This is a genomic window from Cellulomonas wangleii (genome assembly GCF_018388445.1).
GTDB lineage: Bacteria > Actinomycetota > Actinomycetes > Actinomycetales > Cellulomonadaceae > Cellulomonas > Cellulomonas wangleii.
The window spans coordinates 62107-83610 of the sequence record NZ_CP074405.1; the positions used below are offsets into that span (position 1 = coordinate 62107).

The 21504-nt window shown below is 75.9% G+C and carries 22 protein-coding genes; 15 read left to right on the forward strand and 7 right to left on the reverse strand.

What is annotated here, in order from left to right; translation table 11 throughout:
* Window positions 1-100 precede the first annotated feature (100 nt).
* Together KG103_RS00280 and KG103_RS00285 are read left to right on the forward strand one after the other, a co-directional pair.
* Window positions 101-1096: an NAD-dependent epimerase/dehydratase family protein gene (locus KG103_RS00280; RefSeq protein ID WP_207340097.1), complete on the forward strand. Its 996-nt coding sequence runs from the start codon at window positions 101-103 to the stop codon at window positions 1094-1096.
* Window positions 1097-1290: 194 nt separating this feature from the next.
* Window positions 1291-2754 carry a Tat pathway signal sequence domain protein gene (locus KG103_RS00285; RefSeq protein WP_207340098.1) on the forward strand — a complete coding sequence of 488 codons (1464 nt, stop codon included), beginning with the start codon at window positions 1291-1293 and terminating at the stop codon, window positions 2752-2754.
* A 22-nt stretch (window positions 2755-2776) separates the two neighbouring features.
* Here the strand turns inward: KG103_RS00285 and KG103_RS00290 are convergent, their stop codons facing one another.
* A complete protein-coding gene (locus KG103_RS00290; RefSeq protein WP_207340099.1) occupies window positions 2777-3178 on the reverse strand; it encodes a YchJ family protein in 402 nt (133 codons plus the stop codon).
* Window positions 3179-3283: 105 nt separating this feature from the next.
* On the opposite strand from KG103_RS00290, the gene KG103_RS00295 reads away from it, so the two are divergent.
* Together KG103_RS00295 and KG103_RS00300 are read left to right on the forward strand one after the other, a co-directional pair.
* Complete coding sequence (locus KG103_RS00295) at window positions 3284-3799, forward strand: hypothetical protein (RefSeq protein ID WP_207340100.1); 516 nt, start codon at window positions 3284-3286, stop codon at window positions 3797-3799.
* Complete coding sequence (locus KG103_RS00300) at window positions 3796-4467, forward strand: ThuA domain-containing protein (protein ID WP_207340101.1); 672 nt, start codon at window positions 3796-3798, stop codon at window positions 4465-4467. The genes KG103_RS00295 and KG103_RS00300 overlap by 4 nt, the downstream gene beginning before the upstream one ends.
* An 8-nt stretch (window positions 4468-4475) precedes the next feature.
* On the opposite strand, the gene KG103_RS00305 is transcribed toward KG103_RS00300, so the two are convergent.
* The 3 genes from KG103_RS00305 to KG103_RS00315 form a co-directional block, all read right to left on the reverse strand.
* On the reverse strand, window positions 4476-5918 hold the full coding sequence (locus KG103_RS00305; RefSeq protein WP_207369670.1) for an outer membrane protein assembly factor BamB family protein: 1443 nt from the start codon (window positions 5916-5918) through the stop codon (window positions 4476-4478).
* Window positions 5919-6209: 291 nt separating this feature from the next.
* Window positions 6210-7265 carry an LPXTG cell wall anchor domain-containing protein gene (locus KG103_RS19045; protein WP_207340103.1) on the reverse strand — a complete coding sequence of 352 codons (1056 nt, stop codon included), beginning with the start codon at window positions 7263-7265 and terminating at the stop codon, window positions 6210-6212.
* Window positions 7266-7571: 306 nt separating this feature from the next.
* Window positions 7572-8180, reverse strand: a complete 609-nt coding sequence (locus KG103_RS00315; protein ID WP_207340104.1) for a TetR/AcrR family transcriptional regulator — start codon at window positions 8178-8180, stop codon at window positions 7572-7574.
* Window positions 8181-8292: 112 nt separating this feature from the next.
* On the opposite strand from KG103_RS00315, the gene KG103_RS00320 reads away from it, so the two are divergent.
* From KG103_RS00320 to KG103_RS00330, 3 genes are all read left to right on the forward strand, one after another.
* On the forward strand, window positions 8293-8946 hold the full coding sequence (locus KG103_RS00320) for a GNAT family N-acetyltransferase (protein ID WP_207340105.1): 654 nt from the start codon (window positions 8293-8295) through the stop codon (window positions 8944-8946).
* A 351-nt stretch (window positions 8947-9297) separates the two neighbouring features.
* A complete protein-coding gene (gene map, locus KG103_RS00325; protein WP_207340106.1) occupies window positions 9298-10062 on the forward strand; it encodes a type I methionyl aminopeptidase in 765 nt (254 codons plus the stop codon).
* Window positions 10063-10138: 76 nt separating this feature from the next.
* The gene (locus tag KG103_RS00330; RefSeq protein ID WP_207340107.1) at window positions 10139-10612 is read left to right on the forward strand and encodes a hypothetical protein; all 474 of its coding nucleotides are present in this window, start codon (window positions 10139-10141) and stop codon (window positions 10610-10612) included.
* On the opposite strand, the gene KG103_RS00335 is transcribed toward KG103_RS00330, so the two are convergent.
* Entirely contained in the window at window positions 10554-12299 is a 1746-nt protein-coding gene (locus tag KG103_RS00335) for a DNA polymerase IV (RefSeq protein ID WP_207340108.1), read from the reverse strand. The two genes, KG103_RS00330 and KG103_RS00335, sit on opposite strands and share 59 nt — an antisense overlap.
* Before the next feature lie 187 nt (window positions 12300-12486).
* Between KG103_RS00335 and KG103_RS00340 the strand changes: the two genes are divergently transcribed.
* The 6 genes from KG103_RS00340 (at window position 12487) to KG103_RS00365 (ending at window position 18477) form a co-directional block, all read left to right on the forward strand.
* Window positions 12487-13029 carry a low molecular weight protein-tyrosine-phosphatase gene (locus KG103_RS00340; protein ID WP_207340298.1) on the forward strand — a complete coding sequence of 181 codons (543 nt, stop codon included), beginning with the start codon at window positions 12487-12489 and terminating at the stop codon, window positions 13027-13029.
* 45 nt (window positions 13030-13074) lie between these two features.
* The gene (locus KG103_RS00345) at window positions 13075-14667 is read left to right on the forward strand and encodes a class I SAM-dependent methyltransferase (protein ID WP_249670677.1); all 1593 of its coding nucleotides are present in this window, start codon (window positions 13075-13077) and stop codon (window positions 14665-14667) included.
* A gap of 110 nt (window positions 14668-14777) precedes the next feature.
* Window positions 14778-15524, forward strand: coding sequence for a DUF1345 domain-containing protein (locus tag KG103_RS00350; protein ID WP_207340109.1), 747 nt, complete (start codon window positions 14778-14780; stop codon window positions 15522-15524).
* Window positions 15525-15595: 71 nt separating this feature from the next.
* Window positions 15596-16771, forward strand: a complete 1176-nt coding sequence (locus tag KG103_RS00355) for an aminotransferase class I/II-fold pyridoxal phosphate-dependent enzyme (protein ID WP_207340110.1) — start codon at window positions 15596-15598, stop codon at window positions 16769-16771.
* A gap of 69 nt (window positions 16772-16840) precedes the next feature.
* Complete coding sequence (locus KG103_RS00360) at window positions 16841-17986, forward strand: lactate/malate family dehydrogenase (protein ID WP_207340111.1); 1146 nt, start codon at window positions 16841-16843, stop codon at window positions 17984-17986.
* The gene (locus KG103_RS00365) at window positions 17983-18477 is read left to right on the forward strand and encodes an ACT domain-containing protein (protein ID WP_207340112.1); all 495 of its coding nucleotides are present in this window, start codon (window positions 17983-17985) and stop codon (window positions 18475-18477) included. The genes KG103_RS00360 and KG103_RS00365 overlap by 4 nt, the downstream gene beginning before the upstream one ends.
* Before the next feature lie 62 nt (window positions 18478-18539).
* Here the strand turns inward: KG103_RS00365 and KG103_RS00370 are convergent, their stop codons facing one another.
* Window positions 18540-18902 carry a hypothetical protein gene (locus KG103_RS00370; protein WP_207340113.1) on the reverse strand — a complete coding sequence of 121 codons (363 nt, stop codon included), beginning with the start codon at window positions 18900-18902 and terminating at the stop codon, window positions 18540-18542.
* A gap of 135 nt (window positions 18903-19037) precedes the next feature.
* Between KG103_RS00370 and KG103_RS00375 the strand changes: the two genes are divergently transcribed.
* Together KG103_RS00375 and KG103_RS00380 are read left to right on the forward strand one after the other, a co-directional pair.
* Entirely contained in the window at window positions 19038-19955 is a 918-nt protein-coding gene (locus KG103_RS00375) for a DUF72 domain-containing protein (protein ID WP_207340114.1), read from the forward strand.
* Window positions 19956-19990: 35 nt separating this feature from the next.
* The gene (locus tag KG103_RS00380) at window positions 19991-20353 is read left to right on the forward strand and encodes a TFIIB-type zinc ribbon-containing protein (protein WP_207340115.1); all 363 of its coding nucleotides are present in this window, start codon (window positions 19991-19993) and stop codon (window positions 20351-20353) included.
* Window positions 20354-20413: 60 nt separating this feature from the next.
* Here the strand turns inward: KG103_RS00380 and KG103_RS00385 are convergent, their stop codons facing one another.
* Entirely contained in the window at window positions 20414-21424 is a 1011-nt protein-coding gene (locus KG103_RS00385; protein WP_207340116.1) for an aldo/keto reductase family protein, read from the reverse strand.
* Between the last annotated feature and the right edge of the window lie 80 nt (window positions 21425-21504).

Here is a 21504-nt window from a genome sequence, read left to right on the forward strand (position 1 = left end):
CGGATCCGCGGGACCGAGGACCCAGGCACCCGCTGCGACGACGCCGAAGACTTCGGGACGAGGCCACGGCACGTGGCCCGCGTCGAAAGGGAAGTGCGTCATGAGCAGCGTCCTGGTCGTCGGAGGCTCCGGTCTCCTCGGCTTCCACACGGTCCTCGAGCTGGTCGCCCGCGGGCACCGCGTCACGAGCCTGTCGCTGCCGCCGGTCGCGACCGACATCACGTTCCCGGACGGCGTCCAGGCGCTGTGGGGCGACGTGGCGACGATGACGGACGACGAGCTGACGTCGCTGCTCACGGACATGGACGCGGTCGTCTACGCCGCGGGCGCCGACGAGCGCACGGTCCCGCCGGCCCCCGCCGCGCACTTCTTCCACGAGGCGAACGTCCGCCCGACGCAGCGCATGGCCCGCCTCGCGCGCGCGGCGGGCGTCACGCGGTTCGTGCTGTTCGGCTCCTACACCGCCGAGTTCGCCGAGCGCTTCGACGACCTGGGCTACCGCACCCACAACGGCTACCCCCGCACCCGCCTGGCGCAGGAGGAGGCCGCGTACCTCGAGGGCGACGGCGCCATGGACGTCATGGTCCTGCGGCTGCCGTACATCTTCGGGCTCGTCGGGCAGCGCCGGCCCCTGTGGCAGTTCGTCCTCGACCGGGTGCAGGCGCCCGGGCCCGTCGCGGTCCTCGGTGGCTCGACGTCGTCCGTCACCGTCCGGCAGGTCGCGCAGGCGGCCGTCGGTGCGATGGAGTCCGGCACGCACGGTGCCCGCTACGCGATCAACGGGTACGACCTGACGTACGCCGAGCTGTACCGGCTGGCGTGCGAGGCGGTCGGCCGCGACCCGCAGGACGTCGTCGTCGTGCCGCTCGAGGCGATGCTGCCGTACGGCCCCCAGGCCGACGCGGCCGCCGCCGCGCAGGGCACGGAGCACGGCATCCACGTGGTCGACTCGCTGCGCTTCCAGGACCGCGACGCCGTGAGCGACATCGAGCCGACGGCCTCCACGCTGGGCATGGAGCCCGACGACGTCGTGGCCGCGATCCGCGAGACGTTCCGCTGGTGCGTCGAGCACCCGGTGGCGACACCGGTCGGCTGACCGGGCACGACGCGACGAGGCCGGCCCGCACCCCTCTGCGGCCGGCCTCGTCGTCGTGCCGGTGCGCGCGCCACCCGGCCCCGCGTGCGGTCCGGTTGCTCCGGTGGTGCACCTTCCCTCCGGAGGTGTCCGTTCCCTAGCCTGGCGAGGGGTCGCGACGACGCGACGGCCACCTCAGTCACCGGGGAGCGCGCATGCCCGAGAGCCCGCAGGTCCACGCCACGTCCCGCCCCACCCCGCCCCCGGGCGGACCGGACCTGCGTCGGCGCACGTTCCTCGCGGTCGCCGGCGCGGCCGCCGCCGTCGTCGCCGGGGCCGGTGCGGCCGGCGCGCACGACGGGCGCGGGTGGGGACCGCGACCCCCGGTGCACCCCGGTCCGCCCCGGCACCACGGCGGCCCGGCGGGCGCCGAACGTGCGGCGGTCGCGTTCGTCCGGGCGGCCACGGACGCGTACCCGGACCTGAACACGGGCCCCCGGCTCGCGCAGAGCTACACCGACGAGCTCGGCCTGTTCTCCACCGCGTTCGTCTACGACAACGCCCTGGCGGTCTGCGCCCTGCTCGCCGACGGGCGTCGCGGCAGCGTCGAGACCGCACGGGTGATCGGCGACGGCCTGCTCTTCGCGCAGGAGCACGACCCCGACCACGCGGACGGCCGCCTGCGGCAGGGCTACAACGTCGGCCCGTACACCTTCTACGACGGCTCGCCCCAGCCCGACGGGTTCGTGCGCGCCGACGGTGCCGCGAACGTCGGCTGGCAGTTCGGGTTCCTCGGCACCGCGGTGGGGGACATGGCCTGGCCGGGCATCGCCCTGCTCCAGCTCTACCGCGCGACGCGTGACCCGCGGTACCGCGACGGGGCGGTGCGCATCGGCGAGTGGATCACCGCGACCACCTGGTCGACGGCTCCGCTGGGCGGCTTCTCCTTCGGCGTCGACGGCGCGAACCAGCCCGTCCCCAACGGCTCCACCGAGCACAACGTCGACTGCGTCGCCTTCTTCACCATGCTGCGCAAGGCCACCGGCGACCGGCGCTGGGGCGGTGCCGTCGAGCACGCGCGCCGGTTCGTCGAGCGCATGTGGGAGCCCGCCTCGGGCTGGTTCTGGACGGGCACCAACGACGGCGTCGAGATCAACCGCGACCCCGTCCCGCTGGACCCCGCCACGTGGAGCCGCCTCGCGATCGGCGACCGCCGCTACGACCCCGCGCTCGACTGGGCCGCCTCCGCGCTCGCGGTCACGGACGACGCCGCGGCCCCGACGTCCCAGCTGCCCGACGGCGAGCAGGTCTCCGGCGTCACCTTCAGCACCGCGTCGCTCACCTCGACCGCGCAGTACAACGGCATCACCGTGCACCCGCAGGGGGTGTGGCTCGAGGGCACGGCGCAGCTGGCGACGTCGCTGCTGGACCGGGACCGTCGCGGCGACCGGCAGCGCGCCGAGGCCCTGCTGGCGCAGGTGCGGCACGCCCAGGACGTGCTCGGCGGCGGGCAGCACCTGGGGGGCGTCGAGGTCGACGGCGGGGTCGTCGCCGCGTCCAGCCTGCTCGACAGCGGGTTCGGGTTCGGCTACTTCCAGGTGCAGCACGTCGGGGCGACGTCCTGGTTCCTGCTGGCCTCGACGCGGTCCAACCCGATGCGCTGGGACGGGCTGCGCTGAGGGGGCGGGGCCGCGGAGGACGTCAGCCGGTCGGACGTGCGTCGCCGTCCACGTACTGCCACCCCTCGTCCCCGCGGACGAACCGGCTGACCTCCCGCATCGACCCACGACCGGCCGGGCTGCGCCAGAACGCCTCGAACTCGACCGTCCCGGCGGTGTCGAACGCGCCACCGCCGGACGTGGCGAGCACGTCCAGGCGGTACCAGCGCACGTCGTCGTCCAGCACGAGGTCCGCGGGCCGGGTCGAGGGGTGCCAGGAACGCCGCAGGTAGGCCGCGTCGCCGACCGCGAACGCGCTGAACCGGGACCGCATGAGCTGCTCGGCCGTGCCGGCGGCGCGCTCGCCGGCGTGCAGCGGCGCGCAGCACTCCGCGAGGGGCAGGCCGCTGCCGCAGGGGCACCGGGCGGAGGAGACGCCGGTCATGGGACCAGTATCCCGGGTCGGGGTGGGCGCCGTGGGTGAGGGTGGGAACCCTGGGGGCCGCCCGTCGTTGACCCGGGCGCACCCACCGACCGAGGAGCGCACCCCATGAGCACCGAGTCCGCCCGCATCACCGCCGCCGTCGTGGCGGGCGTGGGCACCGTCGGCTACTACGCGACGCCCGACCTGCTGCGCTCGCGGCGGGCGCGCGGCTGGGCCAAGGCGGCCTGCGTGCTGGTGGTCACCGCCGCGGGCGTGCCGGAGGCCTACCGCGGGTGGCGGGCGACGCGCGACGCCGCGGCGGGGGCGCCCGGGGCAGGATCCGACGCCGGCTCGCCCTCCGGCGGCACGGTGCCGGACGGCGCCGACGCCCCGCGCGGCGCGCTGTCCGAGGCGTGGCGGAGCGTGCCCCCGGGCTGGCGTGCCGCCCTCACCGGCGGCGCGCTCGCGGGCGCTGCCACGTCGGTCGCGCTGACCGTCGGCATCGAGCGGGCCCTGTTCCGCCGCGGCGAGGCCCGCCGCGCGTCGGGGGTGCGGCTGCCGCACACCCGCACCGGGGTGGCCCTCGGCGTCCTGGCGGCCGCGCTCGCGCTGTACCCCGACCCCGTGGACGGGTCGCGATGAGCCCCGCCGTACCGCCGCGTGCCCTGGTGCTGGCGGGCCGCGGCCGGTACGGCGACCCGTGGCACGACCACGCGGCGACGTCCCACCGCGTCGCCCTGGAGCTCACCGCGGCGGGCCTCGACGTCGACGTGCGCAGCACCTTCCCGGACGCGCTCACCGGCCTGACGCCCGCCCACCTGCTGGTCGTCAACGCCGGCCGGGGGACCGCGGACGACGACGACGCGACCTGGCTGCCGCTGCACGAGCGCGTGCGGGACCACGCAGCCGCCGGCGGCCCCGTCCTCGCGCTGCACCAGGCGGCCAACACGTTCGGGGACAGCCCGTGGTGGGAGCACGTGGTCGGTGGCCGGTGGGTCGAGGGGACCTCGTGGCACCCGCCGCAGTCGGTCACCGCGTTCGACGTCCGCACCGGGCACCCGCTGACCGACGGGCTGGGGCCGCTCGTCGTCGACGATGAGCGGTACACCGACCTGGTCGTCGCGCCCGACGCGCACGTGCTGGTCACGCACGAGGAGGGCGGCGCGACGCACCCGGTGGTGTGGGTCGCCCCGGGCGGACGGGCGGTGTACGACGCGCTCGGGCACGACGTGGGCTCGTACGGCAGCGCCGCGCGCGCCGCGCTGCTGCGCCGCGAGGCACGCTGGCTCCTCGGGCTGCCCGTGGCGTAGGCGCGCCGTCAGCGCAGCACGGCCACGTCGTCCCCCGTCCACAGCAGCAGCAGACCCTCGATGTCCGCGACGGCCGCCGCGTCGGGGACCTCCGTGCGCCAGACCGGTGCGCCGTCGGCCGGGTCGACGGCGACGACCACCGCGCGGGAGCCGAGCCTGTCGATCCCGGTGACCACGAGCCGCACCCCGTCCGTGGCGACGCCGGTGACGCGCAGGTCCTCACCGAGCAGCTCGGTCGCCGACGCGTCCCAGAGCACCACACCGGTGCGGGCGTCGAGGGTGGTGACCTCGTTGCCGTCGTGCACGTGCACGCGGCCCGTGAGGACCACCGCCTCCCGCGTGCTGACCGCCGCCGTGGCGTGCCACCGGGACTCCCCGCTCGTGACGTCCCACGCGCGCAGCCCGCCGCCGGTGGTCAGGGTCAGCGCGGGCGCGCTCGCGTCGTCGAAGGTCACGGGGACGGGGTTGCCGTCGAGGTCCACGTCCAGGTCCCGCCCGACCAACCGGGTGCGGCCCTCCACCTCCACGACGAGCGCACGACCGTCGGGGGTCGTGCCCTGCACGGTCGACAGCACCCCGGCCGAGCCCAGCGTCGCGCCGTCGGCGGCGTCCAGCAGCTCGGCACCACCGCCCAGGACGGCGACCGCGTCGTCCCCGACGGGCACGACCCGCACCTCGGCGCCCCACCGCAGCCACCCCCCGCCGCTGCCGGTGTCGGCGTGCACGCGCCACCGCTCCTCGCCCGTGGTGGCGTCGAGCGACCACACGGAGGTCCCGTCGGGCTGCGGTGCCGCGAGCACGACGGTCCCGCCGACGACGGCCAGCGCCGCCGCCACGGTGTCACCCGACCCCGCCGGGTAGCGGTCCGTGACGGTGCCCGTGGCGGTGTCGACCACGGCGATCTCCGCCCTGGTGGCGGGCTCGCTCGTGGCCGTCGACGACCCCGCGGCGTCACCGTCGCGGGTGCGCACCGCCGTCGCGTCGTGCATGAGGCACACCACCCGGCGCGGCAGCGCGGGACCGTCGGTGCAGTCGAGCCCGTAGCGCGCCGCCGCCGGCGGCAGCGGGGGGTCGGGGGCGGCGAGCAACGAGGCGGTCCACCCCGGCGACCCCGTCGTGCCGTCCCGCGACGTCAGCAGCATCGACCCGTCGGGGAGCAGCCGCTCCTCCAGCAGCTGCGCACCGACCACCGTCACGTCGTACGTGTCGGCGTCCAGGCGCCATGCCGGCTGCGGCGCGACGGCCAGCGGCACCAGGACACCCGGGACCAGGGCCAGCGCGGCGTTCTGGTCACGCTCCCGGGCGTCGGCGACGACCTGGGCCACCACCAGCACCAGGGCGACGACGAGCAGGAGCGCCACCCACCACCGGCGACCACGGGGCTCCCGGACCGGTCGCGGGGCGGGAGCGTCCGGCTCGTCGTCGAGCTCGACCACCAGCGGGCGACCCACTGTGTCCACGCTACCGACCCGGTGCCCTGACGGCCCCTTGTCGGCCGCGCCCGTCAGCAGCCCGTCGGCGCGCAGGACGACGCCGGCCCGGGCCCTGCGGACCTGTGAGGTCGGTGCGACCGGACCGGGACGTGCGTCACCCCCCGGCCAGGGGGGAGGGACCGGGGGGTGACGGGGGGCGGACGCCGCAGCGTCCACGGGTGGGGTTCGGCGCGGGCCCCACGCCGGGCCCGCGCCGGCTGACCGCCGGGCTGCCGGTGGTGGCCGGCGCCCGGACGGTCAGCGGTGCGATCAGCCGTCCGTGGACTGCCGACGGCGCGCCAGGACGAGTGCGGCACCACCGGCGATGGCGGCGAGGGCGGCGAGCAGGCCGACCGTGACCTGCGCACCGGTCGCGGCGAGCGTGTCGCCGTCGTCCGTCGCGGACAGGACCTCGGCGCGCTCGGTCGCGGTGGGCGTGGGCGTCGGTGCCGACGGGGTGGTCACCGCGGGGGTCGGCGTCTCGGCCGGTGCGGGCAGCACCTCGGCGCGCTCCGTCGGCGTCGGGCTGGGCTCGGGTGCCACGACGACCTCCTCGACCGGTGTCGGCTCGGGGCTGGGCGTGGGCGTGACCGACGGCTCGGGCGTCGGCGTCGGCGCCTGGGTCGGCTCGGGCGTGGGCTCCGGGGCCGGAGCCGGGACCACCTCGCCCGCGTCGCACAGCGTGCCGAGGTCGACGAGCTTCTTCACGTCGTAGTGGCCGTAGTAGGCCAGGATCTCGGGCGCGAAGCCGCTGCTCGGCGGCACGATCACGGTCGGCACGACCGTGGCCAGGTCGACGCGCGTGCCGGCGATGCCGTTGCCCACCAGGTCCACCTGCAGGCCGTACGCCTCGGGGGCGGCGCAGACCGCGGCGGCGTCCTCGGTGCCGAGCTCGAGCGGGATGATCTCCGCCTTCTTCGGCAGCTTGGTGGACGCGCCGTGGCGCAGCGAGCCGTCCGCCGACGGCCACGCCCACACGGGGTGCAGGGCGACGCGGTGCTGGGGGCCGCTGTTGTGGAAGGCGGCGGGCTTGCGGGTGTCCAGCTTCTTGTACAGGAAGTAGCCGGTCGCCTTCTCGCACGTGTAGGAGTCCCACGCGATCGGCTCACCGGCGCGCTTGCCACCGCAGAGGTCGGCAGGTGCGGGCGCCGGGGTGCCGGGCTTGCCCGGTGCGGGCTTGCTCGAGCCGGGCTTGCCCTTGTCCGGGCCGGACGAGTAGCCGGGCTTGGTGGAGCCGTGGTGGCCGCCGCCGGCGGTGGCGGCGGTGGCGGGCAGCACGAGCAGCGCTGCGGCGGACAGGAGGACGATGGGGAGACGGGGGTTCACGGGGGCACTCCTCGGCCGCGGACGCGTGGACGGGTGCCGGACGGCAGCGGCCGCGCCATCGGGCGTAACGGACAATAGAGGCAAACACCCGGTTCGTGGTGAACTTCTGTCCAACTCGTGACCAAATCATCCATTCGGTCGCAGAGGGGACCGCCTGACCAGGGGGTCTGCCGGACCCGCTCGACGGGATGCGCTGTCCGCCGCACCCCTGTCGCGCCCGTTCCCCGGTGCCCCGGGGGCGTCCCTGCGGCCGGTCGCGCGGTGCGGTTCGGGCGGTGGCCGGGGGAGAGTGGTGAGGTGACCGCGTCAGGCGGTGGCGGCGAGCGAGGCGACGGCGCGCGCCAGCAGGTCGACCGACGCGTCGGCTCGCTCGTCGTCGTGGTCGGCGACCCAGGCCTGGATGATGCCGTCCGACGCGGACAGCACGAGTGCGGCCACGTGCGGGACGGGTGCCGACCACGTGACGGCCCCGTGCTGCGACCACGCGGCGAGCTGTCGCTCGATCTCCGCCAGGTACTGCTGCCGCTCCCAGGTGACGACACTGGGTCCCGCGTCGTCACGGGCGGCGCGGATCAGCTCGAACACCATCGCCTGGTGCTCGGGGTCGGCGCGGACGATGTCGAGCTGGGCGCGCACCGCGCGGCGCAGCGCCGTCTCCAGGTCGTCCGTGGCGACGGCGGCTCCCCAGGCCGCCGCGGCGCCGGTCAGCTCGCGGTCGACGAGGGCGCGCACGAGCGCCGCCTTGGAGCCGAACGCGTAGTGGAAGATCCCGTGCGGCAGGCCGGCCCGGGTCGTCACGGCGCGGGTGGTGAGGCCGGCCAGGCCCTGCTCGCGCAGCAGGGCGACCGCGGCGTCGAGCAGCTGCGCCCGGCGCTCGTCGACGGGTCGGTGGGACCCGCTCCCCGTCGTGCTCACCGCACCATCCTAGGCAGACTTGGCCAACCGACTTGGACGCATGGCCAACTCGGCCTAGCGTGAGCACCTCGCATCCCCGCGCCCCCCTCGTGCACCGTCCGCTGGAGAACCCGTGATCATCGTCGCCCCCGCTGCACCGAGCGACGTCGGCGCCGCGGCGGTGGTCCTGGCCGAGGCGTTCGCGGACGACCCGGTGACGGCCCCGCTGGTGGGAGGCGGGGAGCCGGCCGACCGGCAGGCCCGCCTGGAGCACCTCTTCGTCGCCCTGCTGCGACCGGCCGTCGCCGACGCGACCGTCGACCTCGCCCGGCACCCGGGCGACCCGGACGTGCTGGGCGTCGCGATCTGGGAGGCCCCGGGCACGGTCACGAGCGTCGTGCAGCTCGCCGCGCAGCTGCCGTCCTTCGCCCGCGCCTGCGGGATCGGCGGCCTGCTGCGGGCCGCGTCCACCAAGCACGCGATCGACCGGCACCGCCCGCGGTCCCCGCACTGGTACCTGCAGGAGGTCGGCGTCGCGGCCCGGGCGCGCGGCGCCGGCGTCGGCACGGCGCTGCTGCGCAGCCGGTTGGCCGTGGTCGACGCGCAGGACGCCGCCGCCCACCTCGAGTCGTCGACGGAGCAGAACCGCCGCCTGTACCGGCGGCACGGGTTCGTCGACGTCGGCCCGGTGCGGGGCCTCGCGTCCCCGCCCATGGTGATGTCACGCCCGCCCGCGTCCCGGCGCGCCGGGGCGGGCGCGGCCGCCACCCGGTCCGCCACCGTCTGACGCGCCGGCCCGCTGCGAGCCGTCGGGAAAACCCCTTGGCGGCGCGCGGGGCGCGACGTAGCGTCGTCGGTACACGGAAGGGAGGTGGTCCGAGACATGAAGTCTTTCCGGACGCGTGAGGTGGCTGCCCGCTAGCCGCCCGAGTCATCGGACGGACTGCTCGATCCGCTCATGCTCCGCCGGCACCAGCCGGCAGGGCGGCCGGCGAGTACCGGCAGTCACCGCAGCCCGTGGGAGCCGCGACCTCGTCCCTCGCGGCAGGGCCCCCGTCCAGGGGACCCGGCCCACGGGCTGTTCCCTGCCCGCCGGGGGTCCGCCTCTCGCGTCCGCGACGGATGAGAGGCTGGTGCCGTGGCACTCAAGTCCCCCGCAGAGATCGAGCAGATGCGCCCCGCGGGGCGGTTCGTGGCCGACGTCCTGACGTCGTTGCGCGAGTTCGCCCGTGTCGGCATGACGACGAACGACCTCGACGCGCACGCCCGCGAGCTGATCGCGAAGGCCGGCGCGCACTCCGTCTACCTGGGCTACCACCCGAGCTTCGGGGCGATGCCGTACCCGGGCGTCCTGTGCACGTCGGTCAACGCCGACGCGCTGCACGGCCTGCCGTCGGAGCGGGTGCTGCAGGACGGCGACGTGCTGAGCATCGACTTCGCGTGCCAGGTCGAGGGCTGGGTCGCGGACTCGGCGCTGACGTTCCAGCTGGGCACGCAGACCCCCGAGGCGCAGCGCCTCATCGCGGCGACCGAGCAGGCGCTGGCCGCCGGCATCGCCGCCGCGCAGCCGAACGCGCGGATGGGCGACGTCTCGGCGGCGATCGGACGCATCGCGCGCCAGGGTGGCTACGGGCTGAACACCGACTTCGGCGGGCACGGCGTGGGCCGGACCATGCACGAGGACCCGCACGTGCCGAACGACGGGCGCCCCGGCAGCGGCGGCCGGCTCAAGCCGGGCCTGGTGATCGCGATCGAGCCCTGGTTCATGGCCGGCGGCAACGACTACGTCGTCGACGACGACGGGTGGACCATCCGCACCGCCGACGGGTCGCTCGCCGCCCACGCGGAGCACACGGTCGCGATCACCAAGCGCGGTCCCGTGGTCCTGACGGCCCGCGACTGACCCGTCGGGGTGAGGCGCAGGCGTCCCCGATCCGGAACGCCTGCGCGAACGGGTCGCCGCCCGCCAGGATGTGCGGGTGGACGCACACCAGGACACGTCGGGCATCCCGGCCGCACGGCCCGTCGACCCGCAGGCCTACCGCGGGCCCGACCCGCGTGACGCCGGCGACGCACCCTGGTACCGCGACCCGGACCTGTGGGTGCGTGCCGTCATGAGCGGTGTGCTGGTCCTGGCGTGGGTGCTGACCGACCTCGGCCCGGCCGCGCTCGTCGCGGCGATGACGGTCGCGGGCGTCAGCACCGTGCGCGCGCGGACCCGCCGCGACGGCACGCGCTGGTGGACCGTCCTCGAGGTGGTCCTGCTCGTGGCCCTCACCGTCGCCACCCTGCTGGCCACCCGGCCCGCCCGGCCCCTGCCCGGTGCCGAGCTGGCCGCCCAGCTGGTCGTCGGAGCGGCTGTGGGCGTGGCGGTCGCCGCCGGGGTCGCCGCCCTCAGCCGTGGCGGCGCAGCTCCGACGGCACCTCCGACGGCACCGCCGACGGCGGTGTGACGCCCACCGGCTCGACGAGCACGAGCGCGTCCGTGTCCAGGTCGAGGACGCGCGACCGCGCCGGTGGTGTCAGGGCGGTCTCGAACCGCACCGTGGCCTCGCGTCCGCGCACGTGCACCACCCAGCCGCGTCCGAGGGTCGCGTGCTCCACGTCCAGCCCCGGCCGGGAGTTCGACGCGTCCAGCGGACGGCCCACCGCGGACCCGCCGAGCGGGCGGCCGACGACGGCCTTCTCCGCGCCCACCAGCCGCGCGTCGTCCGCGACGAGCGCCGCGACGACCTCGTCGACGTCGGGTGCGGGGGTGCCGTCGAGCGATGCCGGCTGCGAGGGGTCGGGCACGGCGGTGCCGGGGTCCCCGGTGCGGTCCTCGCCGTCGTCGGGCCCGGGGGCGGTGCCGTCGGGTCCGCCGTCCGTGCCCTCCGTGCCGTCCGCGCCGTCGGTGCCCTCCGTGCCGCCCGTGCCGTCCGTGCCCTCCGGCCGGTCGCCCGCGGGCGCCGCCGCGTCGACCACTGCCAGCCGCCCGCCCACGTGGTCGTGCTCCCCGACGACGGCCCGCCGCGGGGCGTCGAACAGGTGCGCGTCGAGGTCGAGGGCCAGCTGGGCGTGCGACGACAGGGCGTGGAACGCGACGCCCAGCAGCCGCACCGGCTCCACGACCCCCGCCGCGAGCACCGCACGCCGCGCGGCGTCGCGCAGCTCGGACTCCGAGGCCGTCGGGTGCGGGAACGTCACGGAGCGCGTGACGGTCGAGAAGTCGGCGTAGCGGACCTTGGCGACGACGGTGCGCGCCGCGCCGCCGTGCCGCTCCAGGCGCTGCAGCGCCTCGTCGACCACGTCGTCGACGGCCGACAGCACCAGGGCCTTGCCGCGCAGGTCGGCAGCGAAGGTGCGCTCGGCGCCGGCGGACTTGCGCTCGGAGGTCGTGACGACGGGCCGGTCGTCCAGCCCGCGGGACATCAGGTACAGCCCGGTGCCGTGCGCCTCGCCGAGCGTCATCGTCAGGGTGTCGAGCGGCTGGCGGCGCAGGTCGGCGACGGTCCGCACGCCCAGGCGCTCGAGCGCGCCCTGCGTCGCGGGGCCGACCCCGGGCAGGGTCCGCACGTCCAGCGGCAGCAGCACGTCGTCCTCGTCCTCGGGGCGCACCACCACGACGCCGCCGGGCTTGCGCAGGTCGGACGCGATCTTGGCGACCAGCTTGGAGCGGCCGACGCCCACGGACACGGTGAGTCCGGTGAGCTCGGTGACGCGGGCCTGGACGCGCGCGGCGACGTCCTCCGGCTCCCCGACGTCGCCGGGCGCGAGGGCGAGGTCGGCGAAGGCCTCGTCGATCGACAGGGGCTCGACCGCGGGCGTGAGGTCCCGCAGGACCCCCATGATGACCTGCGAGTACGCGGCGTAGGCGGCGAACCGGGGCGTCAGCACCGCGGCCCCGGGGCTCAGGCGCCGGGCCCGTGACATGGGCATCGCGGAGCGCGCGCCGTGCCGCCGCGCCTCGTAGGAGGCGGTCGAGACGACCCCGCGCCCGCCGATCCCGCCGACCAGCACCGGCTTGCCCCGCAGCGACGGCTTGTCGCGCTGCTCGACGGCCGCGAAGAACGCGTCGGCGTCCAGGTGCAGCACCGTCGCCGCGTCGCGCATGCGCACGGCGGCGACGAGGCGCTGCGCACGGTCGGCTGCGGGGTCCACCCCACCATCTTCCGACGCCGCACCGGGCCCGCCGCCCGGGGCGGCGCGTGCCGTACCTCACCGGGGTCGAGCGTGGCCGAGGGCGGGGAATGTGAGGTCGATGAGGATCACCCCCACGTTGTAACGATCCAGCAGGCTGTCGCGAGGATGCTGCGAGGATGGCCCGGTGACCAGTCCGTACCGCGTGATGACCGTCTGCACCGGCAACATCTGCCGTTCCCCGATGGCGGAGATCGTGCTCCGCGAGCGGTTCGCGGAGGCCGGCCTGGCCGACGCGGTGCGGGTCGACTCCACCGGCATCAGCGACGAGGAGCACGGCAACCCGGTCGACTGGCGGGCGCGCGCCGTCCTGCGACGGCACGGCTACCCGACGGGCGACGGCCACCGGGCGCGGCAGACCCGTCCGACCGACCTCGCCGCGCGGGACCTCGTCCTGCCCATGACCGCGGCGCACGCCCGCGCCCTGCGCCGCCTGGCGGACGGCGACCCGGCCCTGACCGGGCGGGTCCGCATGTTCCGGACCTTCGACCCGGCCGCGCCGACGGAGCCCGGTCAGCCCGAGCACGTCCTCGACGTCGACGATCCCTGGTACGGCCCCGAGGAGGGCTTCGAGACGACGCTCGCCGAGATCGAGGCGGCGGCCGACGGCATCGTCGACTTCGTCCGCGAGGCGCTCGCCGCGCGGCAGGACGCGCACCCCGACGACGCGGCGGATCACCCCCGCGCCTGACGTGACGTCCCGCCGGGGTGTGGCACGGTGCTCGCTGTGCCTCCCGTGACCCCGCCTCCCGCGATCCGCCACGTCCTGTTCCCCGGCCGTCACCACATGGTCACCGCGTTCCAGGTCGCGTACCTGGGCGACCTGCTCGCCGGCAAGGTCGTCGACACCGCCGGCGAGCCCGTGACCTGCGCGCCCGACGCGCGGGTGGTGTGGGCGCTGACCTCCGCCACGCACAGCGGCACCCGGCGCAACCCCGTCCCGGCGCACCGTCGCGAGGCGATGGTCGAGACGGTGACGACGCGCGCGGGGCTGCCCTCGCTCGTCGTCCCCGTGGCCGACGTGCCCCCGAGCCCGCGGTTCGCGCACACCGTGCTGGCCACGTGCGAGCTGGTGCTGGGTGAGGCGCTGACGCCCGCCGAGACGGTCGTGGCGTGCTCCACGCCGGACGTCGCGGCGCTGTACGCGGCGGAGGGCTTCCGCATCGCGGCCGTCGAGGCCGGCGACCCGCGCGACCCGGTGCGGCCGTGGGACGTGCTCGAGCGGATGGTCGCCGGCGACGACGCGTGGCGCGCGCTCGCGCACCCGGACGCCGTCGCGTTCTACGAGCGGTACCGCCTCGACGAGCACGTCCGGCTGGTGCACACCGACCCGACCGTGCAGGACGACGGCGACCTCACCGAGACCCGCGACTACACGACCTACACCGCGGCCTTCGACGACGCCTCGGACCGCAAGTGGGCGCAGGTGGCCCCGCACGTGCGCCCGGGTCGGGTCGTCGACCTGGGCTGCGCGGCCGGCGGGCTGCTGGAGCGGGCCGCGAAGGACCCGCGCCTGGCGGAGTCCGACCTGTACGGCGTCGACGTGTCGCGCCACCTGGTCGCCGAGGCCGAGCACCGCCGCGCGCAGGGCGTGTTCGCCAACCCCAACGTGTTCTTCGCGCAGCGCAACCTGCTGCTGGGCCCGGTGTTCCCGGACCGCTCGGTCGACACGACGACGACGATCGCGCTGACCCACGAGATCTCCAGCTACGGCCGCGGCCGTGACGACCTGGAGCTGCTGGCCGCGCGGATCTTCGCGCACACGCGGCCGGGCGGCGTGTGGATCAACTCCGACGTGCTGGGCCCGGCGGACCCCGAGCGCGTCGTCGACCTCGTGCTCGACGGGGACGCGGCCGTCCCCCCGCGGGACCTGTCGGGGCTGCCGCGCGCCGAGGCCGCCGCCCACGTCGCCGCGCTGTCGCCCGCGGCGCGGCTGGTGCAGTTCGCGCGGGACTTCCCGGCCCTGTCCGGCGCGGCCGTGGAGGTCGAGTGGGTCGAGGTCGGGCAGGTCCGCAGCGTCGCGCGCACGCCCCTGCGCACCGCGATGGAGTACCTGTACACACGCGACTACACCGACTCCTGGCTCTCGGAGTGCCACGAGCGGTTCTGCGACATGACCGGTGACGACTGGCGTGCGCTGCTCGAGGGCGTCGGGTTCGAGCTCGAGCCCGGCAGCGGGCCGTGGCGCAACGACTGGTTCGTCGAGAACCGGCTGCGCGTCGGGGCCGCGCTGCGCGACCCCGTCACGGGCGCACCCGTCGAGTGGCCCGACACGCACGTGCTGACGGTGGCACGCCGGCCCCTGGCGCCGGTGGCCACGGCCGGGTAGCCGGCCGCTCCCGTCCCGGTCGTCCGCCGGTCGGCCGGGACGTGTCGGCTGCACAACCCCGCAGGTCACGCGTGCGTCGGGGGACTGTGCCCGCCAGTAGTGTCCGGGCCGTGGCAGGGGAGCGCAGCGGCGTCGTCCGGACATGGCGCGGCGCGTCGGGACGTGCGCTCGGACGACGGCTCCACGACCTCGCCCTCACCGAGACCGTCCGCTCCTCCCTCGGGGGTGCGGTCGGCATCACGCTCGGTGTGTCGGGCCACGCGATCGGGGCAGGTGGGCCCTGGACCCTGGTCGACGGCCTGCTCGTCGGCATGGCGGCGTACCAGGCGCTCTACGTCCTGCTGACGCTCGCGATCTACCTGCCGGCCGGGCCGGAGGTCGTCGCGCGCGCCGCCGCGTCGATGCCCCGACGCGGGCCGCTGCACCGGTGGCTGCTGCTCACCGAGCCGGGGGCCGGTGCCGCGCTCGCGGTCGGGCTCGGCGCCATGGTGACGGCGGTCGTCGTGCTGCCGCAGAGCGGCGGGCTGCCCAGCGGTCTGCCCCAGCCGGCGCTCGTGGCGGTCGGGATCGTCCTGGTCGTCAGCGCGTGGGCGACGATGGTCGTCACGTACGCGATCGACTACCTGCGCCGCGACCTGCTCGACGGCGGGCTGCGCTTCGCCGGGGACGAGCCGCGCGTCTTCGCGGACTACCTGTACGTCGCGGTGGCCGTCGCCACCACGTTCGGCACGACGGACGTCGAGGTCACCCGCAGCGCGCTGCGCCGGACCGTCACCGGGCACGCGCTGGCGGCGTTCGTGTTCAACGCCGTCGTCGTCGCGATCAGCGTCGCGTCGATCGTCTCGCTGGCGACCTGACGTCTCGCGGCGCGGTGCGCCCCGGGGCCGACCGGCACCGACGCACCGCGGGAGCGTGGACACTGGGGCCCATGAAGGTCGCCGCCCGCGCCCACGTCCCCCCGTTCGCCGTCATGAAGATCCTCGCGGCCGCCAACGCGCGCCGCGCCGCCGGGGAGCACGTGCTCAACCTGTGCGCCGGTGAGCCGTCCACGGGCGCCTCGGAGGTGGTGCGGCAGCGGGCGATCGAGCTGCTGACGTCCGGGGACCTGGGGTACACCGAGTCGCTCGGCGCCCCTGGCCTGCGGGCCGCCATCGCCGAGCACTACCGCGCCACGTACGGCGTCGACGTGGATCCGGCCCGGGTCGCGGTGACCACCGGGTCGTCGGGCGGGTTCATGCTCGCGTTCCTCGCGGCGTTCGACGTCGGCGACCGCGTCGCGCTCGCCCGCCCCGGGTACCCGGCGTACGCGAACATCCTCACCGCGCTGGGCTGCGAGGTCGTCGACCTGCCGTGCGGTCCCGAGCAGCGCTACCAGCCGACGGTGGCGCAGCTCGAGGCGCTGGACCGGCCCGTCGAGGGGCTGGTCGTCGCGTCGCCCGCCAACCCGACGGGCACCATGATCGAGCCGGGCGAGCTCGCGGCGCTCGCGGACTGGTGCGGCGAGCACGGCGTGCGGCTGGTCAGCGACGAGATCTACCACGGCATCACCTACCCCGACGCGTCCGGCGCCACCCCCGCGACCGCCACCGCCGCCCGGTACCTCGGCACGGGCGCCGTCGTCGTCAACTCGTTCTCCAAGTACTGGGCCATGACCGGCTGGCGGCTGGGCTGGCTCGTCCTGCCCGACGACCTGGTCGCACCCGTCGACGCGCTCGCGGGCAACGTCGCCCTGTGCCCGCCGGCGCTCGCGCAGCACGCGGGCGTCGCGGCCTTCAGCCCCGACGGCATGGCCGCCGCGCGCGCCAACGTCGAGCGGTACGCGGAGTCCCGCGCGCTGCTGCTCGACCGGCTGCCGGACCTGGGCTGGGACCCCGTCGCCCCCGCGGACGGCGCGTTCTACCTGTACGGCGACGTGTCGCGCACGGGCCTGGACGCGGTGACGTACTGCGCACGCCTGCTCGACGAGGCGGGCGTCGCGATCACCCCGGGCAGCGACTTCGACCCCGTCGGTGGCCGGAGCTGGGTGCGGCTGTCGTTCGCGTCCTCGCCGCAGGTGGTGGCGGAGGCGGCCGACCGGGTGGTGGCCTGGCAGCGCGGGCTCTGACGCCGCGGGCGGCAGCCGCGCCCGGGCGACGCAACGCGCACGACACCTGCCCCCCGTAGCCTCACCCGCATGGACGTGGCGGTGCTCGGGGCGACAGGCGACGTCGGACGGCAGATCTGCACGCAGCTCGTCGAGCGGCAGGTGCTGCCGACGACGTCGCGGCTGCAGCTGGTCGGGCGCCCCGGCGGGACGTCCGGGCGGGCCGTGCACGGGCTGCGCGCCGACCTGGTCGACGCCTACGACGAGCACGCGCCGCTGCTGGACGTGGCGCTCGACCCGGCCGAGGTGGTCGCCGACGTCGTCGTCGTGGCCGCGGGTCGCACGGCCCCCGCGGGCAGCGGCGGCGTCCCGCCGAGCCGGGCCGTGCTCGCCGCCGCCAACGCCGACGTGTTCCGGGCGTACGCGGACGCGCTGGCCGCCCACGGGTCCGGCAGCGAGGTCGTGGTGGTGGTGTCCAACCCGGTCGAGCTGGGCGTCGCGATCCTCGCCGAGCGGCTGGGGCGGCACCGGGTGGTCGGCATGGGCGCGTGGCTCGACACCCTGCGGTTCCGCCGTGAGATCGCCGTGCAGCTCGGCGTGCGGCGGCACCGGGTCGGCGGGTTCGTCGGCGGGCAGCACGGCGACGACGCCGTCCCGCTGTGGTCCACCGTGCGGATCAGCGGCCTCGACGTCGCCGAGCGGCAGCGGGCCGTCGCGCGGCTGCGGCAGGGGCGCACCCTCGCGACGTTCCCCGCGGAGGTCGCGCGGGCCAAGGCCGAGCTGCTCACCGTCGCCGCGACCGACGTGGCGGCGGCGTTCGCGCTCATCGACTCCTGGCCGCCGGACCTGCGCGCGCTGGCCCGCCCGTGGATGACGCACCAGTCCGGCGCGAAGACGGCCACCGGGACGGCGTCGGCGACGATCGACCTCGTGGAGACGATCCTCGACGGCCGGGACATCGTCGTGGCCGGGCAGGTGGCGCTCGAGGGAGAGGTGAGCGTCGGCGGGTCGCCCGTGCACGGGGTGCTCGGCGTGCCCGTGGTGCTCGGCCCGGAGGGGTGGTCCCGCGTGCTGCTCGACCCGCTGCCGCCCGACGAGGACGCCCGGCTGGCCGAGGCCGGCGCCGCCGTCGCCGCGGCGTGCGCGCCGTGGACGGGCGCCGCGGCCGTCGCTGCCACCTCCGACCCCCCCACCTCCGACCCCGCCACGCCCACGACCGGGGAGCCGCCGCGATGACCGACACCGCCGCCCCCGCCGGTCTCGCGGGTGACGACGACACCCGGTGGGTGGGCTGGGTCCGCACCGAGCACCGCACGGGCGCGATCTCCGCGCTCGCGGGCGTCTTCTCCACCCGCGGCGTCAACGTCGACTCCATGGCCACCGGCGACGTCCACGACGACGCGGGCCTCGTGGTCGTGACGTTCCGAGCGGGGGAGCGCCGGGCCCGCCTCCTGGCCCGCACCGTCGAGCGGCTCCCGCAGGTGCGCGGCGTGCGGGTCCGCCGCGTCGACGACCCGGGCGTGCGCGCGGCGGCCGTCGTGCACCTGCCGGCCGGGACCGCCTTCCGTCCGCCCGCAGGGGCGGGGGTGCGGTGGTCGGGCGGCAGCGGCGCGGGGGAGCCGCTGCTGGTCGAGGGCCCGCTCGTCGACGTCGAGACGACCGTGGCCGCCGCGCGTGCCGCCGGGGCGACCGGTGACGCGACCGTGATCCAGCCGCCGCGCGGCTGACCGGCCGCGGGTGGTCGTGGCGCGCAGGCCGCGGCGTCAGGCCGTGGCGGCGCCGGGCCGCGTCACGCCGACGGCGGCGTCTGCACCACGCTGATCATCGCGGGGTCGATGACGTTCCCGACGCACTGCACGACCCGCTCGACGTCCGCGACGCGGGCGTCGGACGCCATGACGATCCCGCCGCCGGCGGACGGTGCGTCCGCGCTGACGTAGGCGTCGACGACCGCCGCGTCGTCGGCGCACGCCGCGACGGTCCGCAGGTCACCGGCCACGAGCACCGTCCACGGACCCTGTGCGGGGATCTCGACGGCCGGCCCGCCGCCCCCGCTGCCGAACGCGGCGAGCGCCCCGAGCAGGCTGCTGCCGACCAGGGCGGCCACCACGACCACAGCGGTCGTGCGGGTGCGCTTGGCGCGGTCGCGCACAGTTCCTCCAGCAGGTCGGGTCCCCAGCAGGGTAGCCCGGCGACCTGGGGGTCCCGACGCGGGCGCCCTGCCCCGCAGGTCGTCGGGTCACGCCTGCGGAGGTGCGCCGCGCGCCGCGCTCCTAGAGTCGTCGGCGTGACCAGCGGGGACGTGCGCATCGGCATCTCGGGGTGGCGGTACGCCCCCTGGCGGGGGGTGTTCTACCCGCCCGGGCTGCAGCAGCGGCGCGAGCTGGAGCACGCGTCACGGCAGCTGGGCTCGATCGAGATCAACGGGTCGTTCTACTCGTTGCAGCGCCCCGACAGCTACCGCGCGTGGCGGGCCGAGACGCCCGACGACTTCGTGTTCTCGGTCAAGGGTCCCCGCTTCGTCACGCACATGAAGAAGCTCGCCGGCGTCGAGGTGCCGCTGGCCAACTTCTGGGCGTCGGGGGTCCTCGCGCTCGAGGACCGCACCGGTCCCGTGCTGTGGCAGCTGCCGCCCAACCTGGGCTTCGACGCCGACCGGCTCGCCCGGTTCTTCGACCTGCTGCCGCGGTCCACCGCCGCGGCCGCGCGCCTGGCGGAGCAGCACGACGACAAGGTCCCCGAGGGCCGCGCGCTGACGACCGTCGAGCAGGACCGGCCGCTGCGGCACGTCCTCGAGGTCCGGCACGACACGTTCCTCACCCCGGCGTTCCCCGCGCTGCTGCGGGCGCACGACATCGGCCTCGTGGTCGCCGACACCGCGGGGCGCTGGCCGCACCTGGAGGACCTGACCAGCGACGTCGTGTACGTGCGCCTGCACGGGGAGAGCGAGCTGTACGTCTCCGGGTACGACGACGCGTCGCTGGACCGGTGGGCCGCGAAGGTCCGCGCCTGGTCCACGGGCGCCACCCCGCCCGACGGGCCCCGGGTGTCACCGCCGGCCGCGGACCGCCCCCGGGACGTGTACGTCTACTTCGACAACGACGTGAAGGTCCGCGCACCGTTCGACGCGATGGCCCTGGCCCGGCGCCTCGGGGTGGGGCCAGCGGCACAGGGGGGCACCGGCGCCGACGCTGGACTCGCGTAGGTTCGTCCTCGTCCCGACCTGAAGGAGCGCACACCATGCAGTGCCCCGTGGACCAGGCCCAGCTCGTCATGACCGAGCGCCAGGGCGTCGAGATCGACTACTGCCCCGTGTGCCGCGGCATCTGGCTGGACCGGGGTGAGCTCGACAAGATCATCGACCGTGCCGGGCCCGCGGTGCCGGGGGTCGACCCCCGGGCCGTCCCAGGCGCTGCCGCGCCGGACCCCCGTCTCGGTGACACGCGCAATTACGGCTCGTACGACCGGCCGCCCGAGCGCGGGTACGACCGCGATGACCGCGGCGGCTACGCGCGCGGGTACGACGACCGCGGTGGCTACGGCCACGACCGGGGCAAGCGCAAGAAGCGCGAGTCCTGGCTCGAGGACCTCTTCGACTTCTGACGGCCCCGGGTGTCCGGACCGCCCTCCCACCCGGGGTGGGAGAGCGGTCCGGTCACGTCGTCAGGCGGGGCGCTTCTGCGGGGACGTCTCCGCCGTCTTGCCCGGGTCGCGCTCGACGACGCCGCCGAGGACCTCGTCGATGCGGGCCATCGCCTCGGCCGGGATCGTCACGCCTGCGGCCTTGACGTTCTCGGTGACCTGCTCGGGGCGCGACGCGCCGATGAGCGCGGCGGCGACGTTGTCGTTCTGCAGCACCCACGCGATCGCGAGCTGCGCCATCGACAGGCCCAGCTCGTCGGCGACGGGCTGCAGGCCCTGCACGCGGGTGAGGACGTCGTCGTTCATGAACCGCTTGATCATGTTCGCGCCGCCCTTCTCGTCCGTGGCGCGCGACCCCGCGGGCGGCTGCTGGCCGGGCTTGTACTTGCCGGTGAGCACGCCCTGGGCGACGGGCGACCAGACGATCTGGGAGATCCCCAGCTCGCGCGACGTCGGGACGACCTCCTCCTCGATGACCCGCCACAGCATCGAGTACTGCGGCTGGCTCGAGATGAGCTGCACGCCCAGGTCCTTCGCCAGCGCGTGGCCGGCACGGATCTGGTCCGCGGTCCACTCCGAGACGCCGATGTACAGCGCCTTGCCCTGGCGCACGACGTCGGCGAACGCCTGCATCGTCTCCTCGAGCGGCGTCTCCGTGTCGTACCGGTGGGCCTGGTACAGGTCGACGTAGTCGGTCTGCAGGCGACGCAGCGAGCCGTTGATCGACTCCATGATGTGCTTGCGCGACAGGCCGACGTCGTTCTTGCCGCCCGGTCCGGTGGGCCAGTACACCTTCGTGAAGATCTCGAGCGACTCGCGCCGCTCGCCCTTGAGCGCCTCGCCGAGGACGCTCTCGGCCTTGGTGTTCGCGTAGACGTCCGCGGTGTCGAACGTCGAGATGCCCGCGTCGAGGGCGGCGCGGACGCACTGCGTCGCGGTCTCGTTCTCCACCTGCGAGCCGTGGGTGAGCCAGTTGCCGTACGTGATCTCGGAGATCTTGAGCCCCGAGCTGCCGAGGTAGCGGAATTCCATGGCCCCATCCCAGCACCTTCGTCGCCGTCGCGCCGTGCAGGGCTGGTGCGGCGGTGCGGCGTGCACGGGTGGACGCTGGA

What these genes read in the sequence shown, in the direction of transcription:
- KG103_RS00280 (WP_207340097.1), top strand. Translation starts at nt 101, where the DNA reads ATGAGCAGCGTCCTGGTCGTCGGAGGCTCCGGTCTCCTCGGCTTCCAC.
- KG103_RS00285 (WP_207340098.1), top strand. Translation starts at nt 1,291, where the DNA reads ATGCCCGAGAGCCCGCAGGTCCACGCCACGTCCCGCCCCACCCCGCCC.
- KG103_RS00290 (WP_207340099.1), bottom strand. Translation starts at nt 3,178, where the DNA reads ATGACCGGCGTCTCCTCCGCCCGGTGCCCCTGCGGCAGCGGCCTGCCC.
- KG103_RS00295 (WP_207340100.1), top strand. Translation starts at nt 3,284, where the DNA reads ATGAGCACCGAGTCCGCCCGCATCACCGCCGCCGTCGTGGCGGGCGTG.
- KG103_RS00300 (WP_207340101.1), top strand. Translation starts at nt 3,796, where the DNA reads ATGAGCCCCGCCGTACCGCCGCGTGCCCTGGTGCTGGCGGGCCGCGGC.
- KG103_RS00340 (WP_207340298.1), top strand. Translation starts at nt 12,487, where the DNA reads ATGACCGTCTGCACCGGCAACATCTGCCGTTCCCCGATGGCGGAGATC.
- KG103_RS00355 (WP_207340110.1), top strand. Translation starts at nt 15,596, where the DNA reads ATGAAGGTCGCCGCCCGCGCCCACGTCCCCCCGTTCGCCGTCATGAAG.
- KG103_RS00360 (WP_207340111.1), top strand. Translation starts at nt 16,841, where the DNA reads ATGGACGTGGCGGTGCTCGGGGCGACAGGCGACGTCGGACGGCAGATC.
- KG103_RS00365 (WP_207340112.1), top strand. Translation starts at nt 17,983, where the DNA reads ATGACCGACACCGCCGCCCCCGCCGGTCTCGCGGGTGACGACGACACC.
- KG103_RS00380 (WP_207340115.1), top strand. Translation starts at nt 19,991, where the DNA reads ATGCAGTGCCCCGTGGACCAGGCCCAGCTCGTCATGACCGAGCGCCAG.
- KG103_RS00385 (WP_207340116.1), bottom strand. Translation starts at nt 21,424, where the DNA reads ATGGAATTCCGCTACCTCGGCAGCTCGGGGCTCAAGATCTCCGAGATC.